The organism is Microcoleus harperi Pol14_C6 (assembly GCF_036701295.1).
Taxonomy (GTDB): Bacteria; Cyanobacteriota; Cyanobacteriia; order Cyanobacteriales; family Microcoleaceae; genus Microcoleus.
In genome coordinates, this window is sequence record NZ_JAUBQN010000005.1 from 86,884 (window position 1) to 100,129 (window position 13,246).

The following is a 13,246-nucleotide window of genomic DNA, read 5'->3' on the forward strand; positions in this document are numbered from 1 at the left end:
CAAACATCAACCAAAGAAAAATATGCAACTTACATTCAAGTTCCCACGTATTAATAAACTGCTGCCAATTGGTTTAGCTATTGTCACTGTTCTGTTAATAGCCTATTTGGGACAGCCAAGAGCGATCGCCCAACTGCGATCGAACGTTACAGTAGATTTTGGACAGCCAGCCACCGGTACAATTTCCATGAGTGGCATCCTGCACGGAATCGACACTGCCAAACCGCCGGATAGCTCGATCAAACCCTTGCAGCCCAAACTTTGGCGCGCGGGGAGACTCGATATTTACGATCGAGTAATTGCCAGCGGATCCGAGTTTCAGTTAGTAGTTAGCGACTTGTGGGGCTACGGTAGCAATCCCAATGGCTGGCCATATCAAAATTACCCCGCGTGGGAAGCATTCATCCGACAGTTAGCCCAGCAAAATAAAGGCAAAAAAATTATTTGGGATGTATGGAATGAACCAGATTTGAAAGATCCATTTTGGAAGGGAAGCAGAGAACAATTCTTTGAAACTTACAAAAGAGCTTACAAAATCTTGCGGGAAGAATTGGGACCGTCAGCAATGATTGGCGGGCCGAGCCTCGGCCGCTACAGCAAAGAATATCTCGCCGCTTTTTTGGATTACTGCAAGGCCAACAAACTTGAAGTAAACTTCCTCTCATGGCACGAACTTAACGACACGATGATTTTATTTGTTGACGATCACGTAATTGAGGCTAAACGCAATTTTCAGCAAAGTCCCTCTTACAAGGAACTGAAATTGCAAAAAATTTACGTCAATGAAATTGTGGGGAACTTAGCGCAGTACCAGCCGGGGGAAATCTTAGGTTATTTGTATAACTTGGAGTATGCAAAAGCTGACGGGGCTTGCAGAGCTTGTTGGGAGAGCAAAGGGCCAAATAAAGTTAGCAATTGCTTCAACAATACGCTGAGTGGGATGGTCACGCCTAATAATTTTGAACCGAGAGCAGCTTGGTGGACATACAAAGCTTATGCTGAGGGAGTTAATTCGCGGGTGCGGAGCTGGTCAAATAACAATCGCCTTGTCGCTTTAGCCAGCAAATCAAATTCTGAAGGTAAAGCACAGATACTTTTAGGTTATTTCGACCCCAATTTTTCCTCAGCAACAACGGTAACATTAACCCTCGGCAATTTGGAGCAGCTTGGTATTCAAAGAGGTCAAAAAATAACTCTAAAATTAGAGAAAATCCCCAACAATCAAGAAGGAGCAGTGCCACAACTTGTCACCGTTAAAGAAGAAAGTTTTTCGGTGGGTAGTGGCAGCTTGGCTTATGTTATCCCTAACTTCAACGTCCACGAAGGTTACTTATTAACGGTTAGCAAGTGAGCTACCTCTCCTATTAAATTGTGAACAAATTGTAGGGACACGGCAGTGCCTTGTCCTTACAAATATATAGATTTTAGCCGGGATTTTTTAAAGATTTTTGCACAGATTCCAACCATTCTCTGACTGTTTGATTTTCGGATTGGGGGTCGTAGTAACACCCTAATTCATCGAGGATGAATACTTCTAAATCGGCTGGGGCGATCGGCATTTCTAGCAATTGGCTCAGCTCTTGCGATGCAGCTTCAACACTTTCGGGTGGTTCGCCGTTGCGGTAGTTGTTCACTACATCACTGGGAGTGTCAGCTTCTAATGGCCAGTCTTGGTGAAAGTAGGAACTGAAAAATTGGGTTAAATGAGGAAATTGATTGATCATTGGGGATAAGCTGTGAGAATAAAGTATCCGGGAGGTAATTTGGCGCTGCGCTGGAGGACTATTCTCAGGCGAGATGTTGAAGTTGCTTTGGATGCGCGGCGACGCAGAGTAATGCCAATGATTCTGTTGGCATTGTAGTCGATCGTATAACGATTGCCTGGACTTTTCACCCAGGAGTCGATCGCACTTTGATTTCTGTTCATTGCTTCTGCAATAGCGGCTTCGGCGACATAACGATCGGTAAAAGAAGATGCTGCAGAAATTCTCGTTTCGCTTGCGAGTCGCTGTGCTAGTTGTGCTTCTGTTTTACCAACGTGTCTCTCTAAAGTGTGCCCTCCTGCTGATTCGTGAAAGTCTAATCCGCCGCCCGGTATGTTCGGAACAAAAGCTAGGGTGGTTGGTGCTATAGTTGAGCCTTCCGGTACAACAACCGTGGCGTAAACACCAGGTATAACCGATTGGAATAATATAATTATTGAGGCGATTGCACAGAGCATACCTAAAAACTTTTTTAGGCGATCGAGTTGATTTTTCATGGCTGTTGAATCTCTTTCTTATATTTAGTATAGGTACTTGCTGTTCTTTTGTCTATTTCTTAATCGACTCTTAGTAAGTTAGAAAATGCGCTGTATTAAAATATACAGTTCGCAGTACCCACCCTACTGTTAGTTAGAAATTGCGCGCAGCATTCAAATACACGCTGCGGTTGCGCGCACCCTACAATTATTTATAATAGTTCGTGATTTCTCCGGTTTACAAAGCTTCACTCACTATGAGAAAATGTTAATAATTCTTTGAAAAAAATCTTGATGATTGATGATAAGTTAATTTATTATCTTTAAAAATGTGAAAAAATGCAAGTAGTTATCCTAGCAGGCGGTCTCGGTACTCGTCTCAGAGAAGAAACAGAATTTCGTCCCAAACCCTTAGTTGAGGTGGGGGGGCATCCGATTATTTGGCACATCATGAAGATCTATGCACACTTCGGTTTCCAAAACTTTATTGTGTGCTTAGGCTATCGAGGCAACATGATTAAAGAATATTTCCTCAATTATGAAGCCATGAACAATGACTTTACTATCTGTCTGGGACGCCAAAATACCATCACTTATCACGAGGAACATCTCGAACAAGATTTTAAAGTGACACTAGCTGAAACTGGCGCCGCAAGCATGACAGGAGGGCGGGTAAAACGGATCGAAAAATATATCGATCGCGAGAATTTCATGGTGACATACGGCGATGGAGTAGCTGATGTCGATATTGAAGCCTTGATGGATTTTCACAAATCTCACGGGAAGCTGGCAACTGTCACTACGTTTCGCCCTATTTCTCGCTTTGGGATTTTGGAGGTAGACAGCGATAGCCGCGTAGTTCAATTTACTGAAAAACCTCAAATCGACGGCTGGATTAGTGTTGGATATATGATATTTAACCGCCGGGTATTCGAGTATTTAGGGGAAGATGATTGTATTTTAGAACAGGAGCCGATGCAGCGTTTGGCCGCAGAGGGACAGTTGATGGCTTACCGTCATGAAGGCTTCTTTTTTGCGATGGATACTTTTCGAGAATACAAGTATTTAAATGAGCTTTGGGATGAAGGGAAGGCTCCTTGGAAAGTGTGGAAATAAATTAGTTGGGGCGCGAAATTCAATTTCTGCCCCACACAAGTTTGAATAAAAATTACTATAAAATTACCTCATAAATCCGGTTGCTTCGTAGATTTTTCGTGACTGGTCGCAAAAATCGTAGTCACTGGGTTTTTAGAGTTCCCTATTAGTGGGAAATGAAACTTTTATAAATAAGGTAAAACTTACTATAAAATAATTATAAAGAATGGATTCCCAAGAAATTCTCAACAGCACAGAAACTTACCTACAAAAGTGCGTTGCACCCCACGCGGAAATTATCGACAGCGACTGGGAAGCGCTGAAAACAGCAGTTGCTGGATTAGAGAATCGATCGCTCTTAGCGTTGCGAGTTCCCCAAAAATGGGGCGGCGCTGAAATTGCACCGGAGATTTTTTACCAATATCAAGAATTGACGGCTCGATATTCCGGCGCTTTGTCTTTCCTGCAAACTCAGCACCACAGCGCAACTGCGATGCTTGCTAACAGCGACAATGAAATCCTAAAAAGCAGATACTTGCCCGCGATCGCCCAAAAAGAGTTACGCTTGGGTATTGGGTTTTCGCATTTAAGGCGATCGGGCAATCCGGCAGTCACCGCAACTCCCACAAAATCGGGGTATTTACTGTCAGGAAAAGTTCCTTGGGTAACAGGTTTTGGCTTGTTTCAAAAGTTTATTGTAGCCGCGGTACTTCCTGACGAACGCTCTGTTTTCGGTTTAGTGCCTTTTGCCAATATTGAACGCGAATCGGGGAAAATAGCTTTTAGCGAAATCATGCAGTTAATCGCCATGAGTTCGACTAATACTGTGACAGCCACTCTCGATAATTGGTTGCTGCATGAATCGGAAATAATTTCAGTTAAACCTGTCGGCTGGATTTCGGAAAACGACAGCAAAAATATACTGAATTTTGTTCCGGGTACTTTTGGCTGTATTCGAGCGGGGTTGGATGTAATTGCAGCAGCGGCTGCTGTTAAGAATTCACCTTTGATAGCGGCGGCTTCCCAAAAATTAGAGCAAAAGCTCGATCGGCTAAAACAGAAGTTCCCACAATCTCAACATAGCTCGAAAGCAGAACAATTAGCGCTGCGAGCTCAAGCCATTGATTTAGCAGTGCGTTGCGGGCACGCGACGGTGGCAGTTTCTAGCGGTGCTGCTAATGGTGTGCTACACCCCGCCGGGAGAGTTTACCGAGAAGCTTTGCTGTATACTGTTTCCGGACAAACAAAGGATGTTATGGAAGCAACACTCGATCGACTAATCGAATTTTAGATTTTATCTTTTATATTGAGCTTGCAAAAGGTCAAAAACTCAACTTTGTTTAATAAATAATAGATATATTTAACCTGATGACAAACAACTTCAGCTCAAATAACTTAAAAACGATAGCCTACAGCCAAATTATAGACTTAACCCATGTAATTCACCCAAATATTCCCATTTGGCCAGGAGATCCATCCCCAGAAATTGCCACAGTATCTCAAATAGAAACAGACGGGTATTTCCTGCGAAAATTCTCAATGGGAGAACATAGCGGCACTCACATCAACGCACCCAACAGCTTTTATGCAGGAGGCGCCAGCATTGATAATTATTCCCCGCAGTCGCTAGTTTTCCCCGCAATTACTATCGACATCCGAGAGCAAAGTCTTGCCAATCCCGACTACACTTTAACAATTGATGATATATTGACTTGGGAACGGCAGCACAAACTTATAGAACCGGGAAATCTAGTTTTATTGTATACTGGCTGGCAAGAAAAATGGCATGACGAGCGAGCATTTTTCAACCGAGACGAGAGCGGAATTTGCCACTTTCCCGGATTTGGCAAAGCAGCCACTCAATTTTTGCTAGAAGAACGCTATATCGCCGGAATTGGAACCGACACCCACGGAGTCGATACTGGGCGAGATGAAAGTTTTGTGGTGAATAAATTGGTATTGGAAAAGCAGCGAATAGTGCTGGAAAATCTGGCAAATCTCGACTTGTTACCTGCGGCTGACATCACTTTAGTTATCGGAATATTGCGCCTTTTGGGAGGTTCCGGCTCGCCTGTGTCGGTGTTAGCTTTTGTCGCTTAATGCGGTAAAACTTAAATATTGTACTATTCTCAAGAACAGGCAAGATGCCTGTTCCATAAAGAGTGAATTTTCTTGTGGAACAGGCATCTTGCCTGTTCCTAAATAGGTAATTGAGAATGGTGCAATATCTCAGGTAAAATTAGATTGAGAGAAGTCGAGTAAAAACAATAAGATTAATGACAGAACTGCCCAAGGATCTCAACGAGGCGATCGCCCAATCCCGCATTGCCACCGCCGCTGCCCTCTCGGACGGCAAAAATCTACTGCAAGTCGAATTAGTATTTCCAGAAATCGCCCTGCAAGCACAGTCTATCACCTTACAATTCCTCCCAGAATTTGAGGAAATCTACCCCGGAGTAAAAGTCTTTTTTCCCGACACCGGTGCGGCAGCCCTCGCGCGCCGTGACTGGGGAGAAACACCCTTTAAAGTCACTGATTTGGGTAGCAGTCGCACCCCTGTTGAAGATAAAATAGCACCGGAAGATGAACTTTTCCTTTTGATCAATCCAGCAGCCGTAGAAGTTGCCCAAGTCGAAAAAATTTACATAGCTGCGGCCGGTCGCCCAGTAATTCTACTCAACCCCCGCCTGGAAGATGTTGCCACCATAGGTATAGGCTATGCGGGCCGCCAATTGCGCGATCGATTCCTCAGCAAAATTGAATCCTGCTACTATATCAGACCCCTAGACACTGCTGCTTTATTCCGCTGCTACCCTCAACCGTGGCAAGTGTGGCTGGAAACAAACGACGAATACGAACTAATTTCTGAAACCGCCCAAAAACCAGTCGGAGACGATTTAGAGCGGATTTTAGCCGCTTCTCTCCCAAGCGCCGATCCTGACTCCACCACACCTGCCAAACCTGTAAAAAAGAAAGGTTTTTTGGCAGAACTCCAGACATTCCTCAAAGCTTTGACTCAGTGACAATCGTTAAGGCTCGATCGTCTTTTAGGGTGCGTCAGCTAGAATTATTTTCGACTTAATCGGTCGGCTAATCGCTGATGCACCCTAAAGCGTGAAATAACTCAAAGCTTTGCCTCAGTAACAGCAGTTGCAGAAGCACAATTAACAGCTTGCCTGTGTTGCTATCTGTAGCTACGCAAACAGACACTGGCGAGCTTTACACGACATTTATACAAAGCAGTATAATGGGTGACACCCCTCCACCGTAAAAGAGGGGAGGCAAATAGCAGCAAAATCAGATGCTATAAGCTAGAGATGGGGCTTTTGAGTCAGGGAAGCGGATAAACACAATGGAGCACCGGCGCATTGTTATCGGGGACGTACACGGGCATTACGACGGCTTAATGACCCTGCTAGAGGCACTTGCCCCCAGCTCGAACGATCGCGTCTATTTTTTGGGAGACTTAATCGATCGTGGCCCCAAAAGCGCTCAGGTATTAGATTTTGTGCAGCAAAGCCCCTACCAAACTCTGTTGGGCAACCACGAACAACTGATGCTGGAGGCTTTGTCGGGGACGCCGATGGATATGCGAGCGTGGCAATCTTGGCTCTACAGTGGCGGCGATGCGACAGTGGCAAGCTACAGAGATACAGGGATGATGCCGTACAAACACTTAGAGTGGCTGCGATCGCTCCCCACGCATCTGGACTTAGGGGACATCTGGCTGGTTCACGCCGGCGTTGACCCCCATCTGTCGATCGATGAACAGTCGATCGAACAACTGTGTTGGATTCGCAAGGAATTTCACACCATGTCGAAACCCTATTTTCCCAATAAATTAATTATCACCGGTCACACGATCACCTTTACCTTTCATGGGGTCAGACCGGGCGAATTAGTCAGGGGCGAAGGGTGGTTGGACATTGACACGGGTGCTTATCATCCCAAAAGCGGCTGGCTGACAGGATTTGACCTCAGCTACCGCAGAGTTTATCAAGTAAATGTATTTAACAATCAAGTCCGAATTTTGCCCTTTGACGAAGTTGTCAGGCAATTGAAGCCGCAGCCGATTGCACCGCCGGAACCTGCGATGGATTCTGTTGTTCAACAGCAGTGTTAAATCAAGTTTTAGTTGTAGGGTGCGTCAGTTTAAGTTTGATCGATTAAATCCAAATTGACCCGATCGCTGACGCACTCTAAGAACTAGATTGATTTTGTAGCGAACCGCTTTCGACGCGAACATCGCGAAGTAAGAAAAGAGAAGATAAAACAAGAGAGCGCCTGACCGATTTAGAATTGCTACGAACCTAAAAGTCTGCGGATTTCTAGCCTGTAATCCTCATTATTTAAACCTTCACCGCTAGCAAGCTCCGGATCTATAGCCTGCGAAATAGCAGCAATACGATCGCCAGTTGCCGGGTGAGTGCTCAAAATGCTAGGAGGAGAAGGCTTGTTGAGCAACTTTTTCATAAAATCAACCATCCCAGATTGAGCGTAGCCTGCTCGCCCCATAGTTTGCAATCCCAACTGATCGGCTTCATACTCAGCTTGGCGGCTGTGGGGACGACGCAAAGCCAGTTCCACCCCAATCTGAACCGCCTGAGATCGATCGAGCCCTGTCGCCGAAGCTACGCCTGAAGCTATGGCCATTTGACGCATTTGTTTAAGCGCGTGGCGAGCATTAATGTGAGCGATTTCGTGGGCGATCACACTTGCCAATTCTGCCTCATTGTCCGCCGCTGCCATCAAGCCTTTATTGACATAAACAAAACCGCCCATTGTCGCAAAAGCATTAATATTGTCGTCGTCAATCACTTGAAAAGTATAAGGAATATCGGGGCGAGTGCTTTCTTGAGCGAGCCGCTGACCGATGCGGTTGATATATTCTGTAGTATCCCGATCGCGGTCAATCTTAAACTCGCTGTTCGTTAACTGCTGATTAATTTGTTGGCCAATAGCCACCTCTTGGCGATCGGACATATTCGACAATTGAATAACTTGAATGCCCCGAAAAATCAGTTCAGGCAAAGAAAATGCTTGAGTCGGTTCCGGGGAAACCACCCCGATACCCGCAGCCACAATCAGGGACAGAAACAGATAAATCCCCCGGCCGCAAGTACGCCGGCAAGTCAACCAAAAACTTTTTAACATGAGTGATACGTGCCAGAAGTTAGATAAAATTGTAGGAAAAACTCGAAAAGTCACTAAATAGGCAGACGTAATTTGAGGCTGCTTAGTTGCTATTCTAGCTTTTTGTCAATTTTGAACGGCGCCACCAGCTTTTGGGCGATCCAGCCAAGGCTAACCAACCGCCGTTAACTGCCTTCTGGGTTAAGTGCCCCAGTCATGCGGATTTTGGGCGATCGTTGTGGTAATATCTTTTAGCTTCAGGACTTACGCATCAATAAAGTATGTCATTGCCAGCGGTAGCTCAGCAATAGCAGCATCTGTTTTTCATCGATGTCTGCGTAAGTCCTGAGCTTGTAAACATACTCCTGTCGCTATCAGTATAATAGGCGATTTATGAAAATTTTGGATTCTCAAGGCCGACTGTTCGGCAAACTCAGCATCCTAGACGTAGGTGCCGCTCTAATCGTACTGCTAGTTGCAGTCGGAATCTTCTTCTTTCCCGGCACTTCTGGCGGTTCCGTCGCCCAAGTCGGCACCAGTGTCAAACCTGTAGAAATTGATGCAATTGCGATCGGTCTCAAAGGAACAAACGTTCAAGATTTGTTCAAAGCAGGCGATAAAATCAATGTGGTGATCCGCAATCAACCCTCCGGTCAGATTACCATCAAATCTGTCAAAACTCTCACCAGAACCCTAGCAGTTCCTCAGCCCAACGGCACTCTGAAAGCTCTCCCCGATCCCAGAGAAGAAGAAGCCTTCAGCAAAAATATGATGTTTACCTTAGAGGGAAAAGGTCAACTTACTGAAAATGGTCCGGTTTTAGGTAATACGAAAGTCAAAATTGGCACTACGCTAGAGCTTGAAGGCAACAAGTACATTTTCAACGCCAGCGTTATCGACGTGCGAGTCAAAGAATAATTAGTAGTCAGTTGTCAGTTGACAGTTGTCAGTAGTGTCAAATTCAGACTAAAATTCATGATAAATCTCGCTTCTAGGAGAGTCTAGATCCCCCCTAGCCCCCCTTAAGAAAGGGGGGGACAAGATTATTGTCAAAGTCCCCCTTATTAAGGGGGATATAGACTTGGATATAAGAGATACAGCGGTCATTAGGATTAAGTTCACATCTATGGGTAGTGGGAAATTAATCTTCCTTCTTCCCTCGAACCTGGAACCTCTATCTGTGACATCCGTTTGCATCCGTTAAAAAATCCGTTGCCGAACTTCTTCACCCTTCTGAAAGCAACTTTAAATATTGCCTAATTAACCCAATCGTAACAGCGGGAATTTCTAACTGCGGAGTCAAACCTACGTTTTCCAGAGGTTGAAAAACTTTGATTGCTTCGGGGTTGAGGTTTGCCAACCGCTGGCCGATATCGGGCCCGGTAAACTGCGATTTTTCTCCCCAAATAATCGCTGTCGGTGTTGTTAGCTGAGTGATGTACAGCGACAAATCAAAGCACAAATCTCCCCGCACAAAAGACAGGGCGGCATATTCTGCATTTGGTTCCAAAGCAGATGCGAGGTAAGCATCAACAATTTCTTGGTAAACGCGACGGGAATCGGCAAATTGACGTTGTTCTAGGAAGCTACGGATGCCGCCGTCTGTGGCGATTCCGGTACTGTAGAGCAAGCGATCTAAAATTGGCGTGTTGACTAGCTTAGCGAAGAAACTGCTGCCGTAATCTTGTCCGAAGTCCGACAAACCGCTGGGTATGGTCAAAATTAGGGATTTGAAGAGATCCGGCCGTGCGATCGCAGCTCGAATCGCGATCGCCCCTGTTAGCGAAGAAGCAATCACTTCTGTCGGACTGCCGCAAGTTTTTTCGAGAAATTCGATCAAAGTTGTGATATAATCTTCTACCTGATAATTTCTTGCCGGATGTTCCGATCGCCCCCAACCGATTAAATCCGGTGCTAAAATTCGATATTCTGTCGCAAAAGCCGGATAAACTTTCGACCATTCATAGGCACTCGACCCGCCACCAAAACCGTGAAAAAATACTAAGTTTGGTTGCTTTTCCGAAGTTGAGGTCGGCAACCCCATCCAAGGCATTTTTTCAGCAGTGTAGTAAACCATTCTGCCGAGAGAAGTAACTATTGATCGCTGACCGAAGCCGAGGGGTACAAGCATAAACTAACCTCAATCGCTGTTATATTTTAGATTCTTTTCCATCGCCCCGTCTTTGTTTAAAAAACTTGCAAAGCTGGTGGCGTTTTTGTAAAGATTGAGTAATGATTTAAATCTATTTTAGTACAGGTGAAGCGTGAAACTACAGACAGCAAGTAAGTTTTGCGATTTGGGCAATTCGGCTGTGTAGTTATCCTTACCCTTGCAAACTACCGCCGATCGGAGATAATAGCAAAATGATGGGTAAGACCCCTCACCAAAATAGAGTCTGTTCGCCAGCCCCGAAAGCAGGCGCTCGGAAAGGAGGACTATTAGAAGTCGCTTTCAGGCAGGCGGCAGGTTGGCAGACCCTGGCCAATCACAAATCATTAATCACGATATTTTGCGGAGCAGTGGCTTTTGAGGTCGAAAGTCTTTGTTGGAGGGCGGGCAATGGGGTTTCGATTCCTAATTGCAGGTTTGGCAATCACTGGCCTCGCCGTTATCAATTCCAAAACAGAAGAAACAACTAATCTCAGGGAGGTCTACTAAAATGCAACTGCTCAGAAAACGGGATCGCGAGGGTTTTATGGTTGATGCAAAAAGTCTTCAATCTGACGGGTTTGCAGAATTTGACACAGCCTGTCGAAGCATGGATTTAAACGACAAAAAGTCTTTTGTCGCCACTCCAGAACGCTCAGGCGCAGGGTCAGAGGTGCGATCGCGCGCCACAACAGTACCTGCGATCGTCCGCGTAGCTTTAGAAGACTTGAAATGCTTTGAAGTAGTAGAACACCAGTTTGCACATTGGGGGGTGACTTTTAGCAATGCCGTCGCCATCCAACCTTCAAACCCAGCCTTTTTCACGGGTTCTGGAGCAACAGTGTTAATGGGGGCCCCCAAAAGCGGACTGATAGAAGTAACTTTTAAGTATCCAGTTCGCTGGGTGTCGGGGCTTGTCACCAGTTCGCGACGAACTGTTTTATCTGCTTGTGACATTGACGGCAACCCAATTGTTCAGGATGAAATGCCGGCGCCGAATCTGGTGGGGTCTAATTCTCCGATCGCCCCTAGGGCTCCCCTGCGCGTAAAAGCTCGGAATATTCATAAAATTACTTTTTACGCTTTTGACGGTCAGCTAATAGTCGATGACTTGGTGTTTGGATTTTAAAGCCATGCCATAAGTAGCATCCCAAGTCTGCAAACCTTCGAGAAGGGCATTGCGGACTAAAGCTTCTGGTTCCCGACTCAGCATCAGCCGAAAGCACTCGGCAGCGCGGGAACGGGCGATCGAACTTTTGACTGAACTCACAGGACCAAACCCACCCTTATTCACCAAATCGGTCATTTGTCGCACTGCAATCAAACGCTTCACGGGGTCAGCATCAGTCAAATCCGCTAAGATGCGATCGAGCGCCACTTCATCTTTTGCGGCCCCCAGACTCAACCCTTGCCGCAGCAACAGTCCTGCAATCGCGATCGTGCCCAAATTCTGCAAAATCAGGCTCAAAGCCATCCAATGGCTATCGGAGTCCGCCCAAATCCCCAAACTCATGTAAGCGCCCAAGGTAGCAATCCCGCCCGTACCCACCGCTAAAACAAATCGGCGGTTCGGGCCCTCCCAAAATTGCTCGCCTTTTGCCCGCAGCAATTGCCAGTCCCACGACTGCCCTCGGTAAACCAGCATCATCGCTGCTATCCCCAGACCTGTGGAAAACAGTAACTCACTGTTCCACAACCCCCAAACTCCTGCCAGCGTGACAACTGCCAGCCAACCTTTCGATCGAGTCAAATGCTCTAGCAGCCACTTGAGAAGAGCAGTAGAAACCACAGGCGATCGCGTCCAGGAGGTCTTACCATCTGCCCTCCTACGCCTTGTTTCGGCAGTCCGGCCCGTGGCTGTTGGGGTTCCCGACGCGCGATGATCGTCCGAACTAAATTCCCTCAAAGCTTGGCCATCAGTTATTTCTAAAGACAGGTCGCTCAAGGGGAGATTGCCGAGTTCCAAAGTGCGATCTGCCACTTTCACAGGCGATCTATTCAGCTTGGTTGTAGTTTTTTTAACTTCATTCATACTGACTATTTTGAAAAATAACTTAAAGTTATCCAGGCTTTTTTAGCACTGATTTAGATTCTCGGTAAACAAGAGTCTAAGACTCTATGATACCCGAAATTCAAACCCGTGACGAGTACCGCAACTGCGCGGAATTCCGAGAAATCCTTACCCAAAATAGAGCTATTGAAGATTGTTGGGAAAAGCACCACAGGTTAACAGGGAATATTTTTGCATCACTCTTGAGACAGAATGGCGCTCGGAGTTGGCATGATGGTAAAAAATCGAAATTTTTTATTTTCCAAAAATAGGTGAATTTTGAGTGATTCAATTCGTCTGCCAAGAAATGCACGACGAAAATTTAGCCTTTTGCCCGCAGGCCCGGACTCTCGCTACTACCCCGGTGTCAGATGAGGCTGGGTTCAGTTTGACCGCTAGCGGGACGAACCGCAGCCTCTGGGCGGGCCCAGAATCCAGACAGTCTTGGCGGATAATTAATAGCAGGAGCATTCCTAAACTGCTAAGATTTTTGAATTAATGGGAGTTGAGTTAATTAAACCGGGTTCTGGTAAAAAGGACTCCCTGATGCTCATGGGGAGGGGTTAAATGGCGGGAATCT

13 protein-coding genes are annotated in these 13,246 nt (G+C 45.9%); 8 read left to right on the plus strand and 5 right to left on the minus strand.

The window, feature by feature from the left end:
• The first annotated feature begins 22 nt into the window (after positions 1-22).
• Entirely contained in the window at positions 23-1,351 is a 1,329-nt protein-coding gene (locus QUA27_RS05955) for a GH39 family glycosyl hydrolase (protein ID WP_333066963.1), read from the plus strand.
• A gap of 73 nt (positions 1,352-1,424) precedes the next feature.
• On the opposite strand, the gene QUA27_RS05960 is transcribed toward QUA27_RS05955, so the two are convergent.
• Both QUA27_RS05960 and QUA27_RS05965 read right to left on the minus strand, forming a co-directional pair.
• Positions 1,425-1,724 carry a contact-dependent growth inhibition system immunity protein gene (locus QUA27_RS05960; protein ID WP_333066965.1) on the minus strand — a complete coding sequence of 100 codons (300 nt, stop codon included), beginning with the start codon at positions 1,722-1,724 and terminating at the stop codon, positions 1,425-1,427.
• Positions 1,721-2,260 (minus strand): RNase A-like domain-containing protein, encoded by a 540-nt coding sequence (locus tag QUA27_RS05965; protein ID WP_333066967.1) that lies wholly within the window; start codon positions 2,258-2,260, stop codon positions 1,721-1,723. Before QUA27_RS05965 ends, QUA27_RS05960 begins: the two co-directional genes overlap by 4 nt.
• A 318-nt stretch (positions 2,261-2,578) precedes the next feature.
• On the opposite strand from QUA27_RS05965, the gene rfbF reads away from it, so the two are divergent.
• The 5 genes from rfbF to QUA27_RS05990 all read left to right on the plus strand — a co-directional run bounded on the left by rfbF (position 2,579) and on the right by QUA27_RS05990 (position 7,457).
• Positions 2,579-3,355 carry a glucose-1-phosphate cytidylyltransferase gene (gene rfbF / locus QUA27_RS05970; protein ID WP_333066969.1) on the plus strand — a complete coding sequence of 259 codons (777 nt, stop codon included), beginning with the start codon at positions 2,579-2,581 and terminating at the stop codon, positions 3,353-3,355.
• Positions 3,356-3,560: 205 nt separating this feature from the next.
• On the plus strand, positions 3,561-4,625 hold the full coding sequence (locus QUA27_RS05975) for an acyl-CoA dehydrogenase family protein (RefSeq protein ID WP_333066971.1): 1,065 nt from the start codon (positions 3,561-3,563) through the stop codon (positions 4,623-4,625).
• A 77-nt stretch (positions 4,626-4,702) separates the two neighbouring features.
• The gene (locus tag QUA27_RS05980; RefSeq protein WP_333066973.1) at positions 4,703-5,434 is read left to right on the plus strand and encodes a cyclase family protein; all 732 of its coding nucleotides are present in this window, start codon (positions 4,703-4,705) and stop codon (positions 5,432-5,434) included.
• Between the two features lie 176 nt (positions 5,435-5,610).
• The gene (locus QUA27_RS05985; RefSeq protein WP_333066975.1) at positions 5,611-6,357 is read left to right on the plus strand and encodes a DUF1995 family protein; all 747 of its coding nucleotides are present in this window, start codon (positions 5,611-5,613) and stop codon (positions 6,355-6,357) included.
• 329 nt (positions 6,358-6,686) lie between these two features.
• Entirely contained in the window at positions 6,687-7,457 is a 771-nt protein-coding gene (locus QUA27_RS05990) for a metallophosphoesterase family protein (RefSeq protein WP_333066977.1), read from the plus strand.
• Positions 7,458-7,636: 179 nt separating this feature from the next.
• On the opposite strand, the gene QUA27_RS05995 is transcribed toward QUA27_RS05990, so the two are convergent.
• Positions 7,637-8,488, minus strand: a complete 852-nt coding sequence (locus QUA27_RS05995) for a M48 family metallopeptidase (protein ID WP_333066979.1) — start codon at positions 8,486-8,488, stop codon at positions 7,637-7,639.
• Between the two features lie 372 nt (positions 8,489-8,860).
• Here QUA27_RS05995 and QUA27_RS06000 point away from each other — a divergent pair, with 372 nt between their 5' ends.
• Complete coding sequence (locus tag QUA27_RS06000; RefSeq protein WP_172188290.1) at positions 8,861-9,385, plus strand: DUF4330 domain-containing protein; 525 nt, start codon at positions 8,861-8,863, stop codon at positions 9,383-9,385.
• Between the two features lie 307 nt (positions 9,386-9,692).
• Here QUA27_RS06000 and QUA27_RS06005 read toward each other — a convergent pair whose 3' ends face one another.
• Positions 9,693-10,598: an alpha/beta fold hydrolase gene (locus QUA27_RS06005; RefSeq protein ID WP_333066981.1), complete on the minus strand. Its 906-nt coding sequence runs from the start codon at positions 10,596-10,598 to the stop codon at positions 9,693-9,695.
• Positions 10,599-11,127: 529 nt separating this feature from the next.
• On the opposite strand from QUA27_RS06005, the gene QUA27_RS06010 reads away from it, so the two are divergent.
• The gene (locus QUA27_RS06010; protein WP_333066982.1) at positions 11,128-11,745 is read left to right on the plus strand and encodes a hypothetical protein; all 618 of its coding nucleotides are present in this window, start codon (positions 11,128-11,130) and stop codon (positions 11,743-11,745) included.
• On the opposite strand, the gene QUA27_RS06015 is transcribed toward QUA27_RS06010, so the two are convergent.
• A complete protein-coding gene (locus tag QUA27_RS06015) occupies positions 11,713-12,648 on the minus strand; it encodes a hypothetical protein (protein WP_333066983.1) in 936 nt (311 codons plus the stop codon). The genes QUA27_RS06010 and QUA27_RS06015 overlap by 33 nt on opposite strands.
• Positions 12,649-13,246: the final 598 nt, after the last annotated feature.